At 60.0% G+C, this 1642-nt stretch carries 1 protein-coding gene; it reads left to right on the top strand.

Going from position 1 to position 1642, the window contains the following annotated elements; all coding sequences use genetic code 11:
- Positions 1-202 precede the first annotated feature (202 nt).
- Positions 203-1537, top strand: coding sequence for a substrate-binding domain-containing protein (locus HT737_RS25760; RefSeq protein WP_182404263.1), 1335 nt, complete (start codon positions 203-205; stop codon positions 1535-1537).
- Positions 1538-1642: the final 105 nt, after the last annotated feature.

Here is a 1642-nt window from a genome sequence, read left to right as displayed (position 1 = left end):
GAGGGGATTTATCCCCGATGGGCTGCGAAGCAGCCCCAGTCGTCTCTAGTCGATCGAAATGAAGATCTTGGGTCGCTTCGCCAACCATCGGGGATAAATCCCCTCACCACAGGCTCACTCCTACATTGGATCCCTGTCATGTTTTGGTCATGCACCTGACTTAATCTCCCCGGCAATCCCCTTGGCCTGATTCGGTGCCGGCATGACCCTGCGTGTTCTGTTCGCTTTTCTGTCGAGTGCATGGCTGACGGTCAGTGCCGCCACCCTGCCCGTCCCCGAAAACGGCCCGGCATTGCGCATTCAGGGTTCCAACACCATCGGCGCCGATCTCGGCCCGGCGCTGGTCGAAGGTTTTCTGCAAGAGCAGGGTCTGCTGAAGATTCACCGCGAAAACCCCGACAACGCCAACGAACAACACATCGTCGCTCAGACTGCGCAAGGCCAACGGGTGGTGATTGAAGTCGCCGCCCACGGTTCCAGCACCGGGTTCACCGCACTGAAAACCGCCAGCGCCGACCTCGCCGCCTCCTCACGCCCGATCAAGGACAGCGAACTGCTCAACCTGGAAGCGCTCGGCGACCTGAAAAGCGCTGAGGCCGAGCAAGTGATTGCCATCGATGGTCTGGCGATCATCCTTCACCCCGGCAACCCCCTGCAGCAACTGGACACCGAGCAACTGGCGCGGATCTTCAGCGGTGAGGTGAAAACCTGGGAAGACCTCGGCGGGCACGGCGGATCGATTCATTTATATGCGCGGGATGATCAGTCCGGCACCTACGACACGTTCAAGGAACTGGTGCTGGCTCGTCGCGGGAAACACCTGAGTTCCAGTGCGAAACGCTTCGAATCCAGCGAGCAATTGTCCGAGGCGGTGAGCAACGATCCGCAAGGCATCGGTTTCATCGGCCTGCCGTATGTACGCCAGGCCAAAGCCGTGGCCATCGCTGACGGCGCATCGCAATCGATGTTGCCGCTCAACAGCCTGATTGCCACCGAGGACTATCCGCTGTCGCGGCGCCTGTTCTTTTATTTGCCACCCGGCAACCAGAATCCGTGGGCATCGGCACTGGTAGCGTTTGCGCAAAGCCCACAGGGCCAGAAGATTGTCGCGGCCACCGGTTTCATCAGCCAGACCGTGCACGCGATGACCGTCACCCCGAATGCGCTGATGCCCGAGGGCTATCAATCCCTCAGCCGTCACGCCCAGCGTCTGACGGTGAACTTCCGCTTTGAGGAAGGCAGCGCCAGCCTGGATAACAAGGCGCGGCAGGATCTGGCGCGGGTGCTCGACTATATAAAGCGCCACGCCAAGACCGAGCGCGCGGTGACGCTGGTGGGGTTTGGCGACGAGAAAGATGACCCGGCACGGGCCGACCTGCTGTCGAAACTGCGGGCAATGGCGGTGCGTCGCGAACTGGTGAAGAACGGCGTGGTGTTGCGCGAGGTGCGGGGGTTTGGCGCATTGATGCCGGTGGCGGCGAACAGTGCGGATGAAGGCAGGATCAAGAATCGGCGGGTTGAGGTTTGGGTGTATTGAACCTGATGTTGATGTGTTGAACCTGCTTACGTCATCGCTGGCAAGCCAGCTCCCACAGAGATTTCCAGTGAACACAAAGTTTGTGAACACCAAACAAACCTGTGG

Origin of the sequence: Pseudomonas sp. MD195_PC81_125, from assembly GCF_014060985.1 — a bacterium.
Classification (GTDB): domain Bacteria; phylum Pseudomonadota; class Gammaproteobacteria; order Pseudomonadales; family Pseudomonadaceae; genus Aquipseudomonas; species Aquipseudomonas parakoreensis.
Note: the sequence above shows the minus strand (reverse complement) of the source record. Positions and strands in the feature narration are given on the sequence as shown.

Excerpts from the sequence above, each read along its gene's own strand:
- HT737_RS25760 (WP_182404263.1), top strand. The coding sequence starts at position 203 with ATGACCCTGCGTGTTCTGTTCGCTTTTCTGTCGAGTGCATGGCTGACG.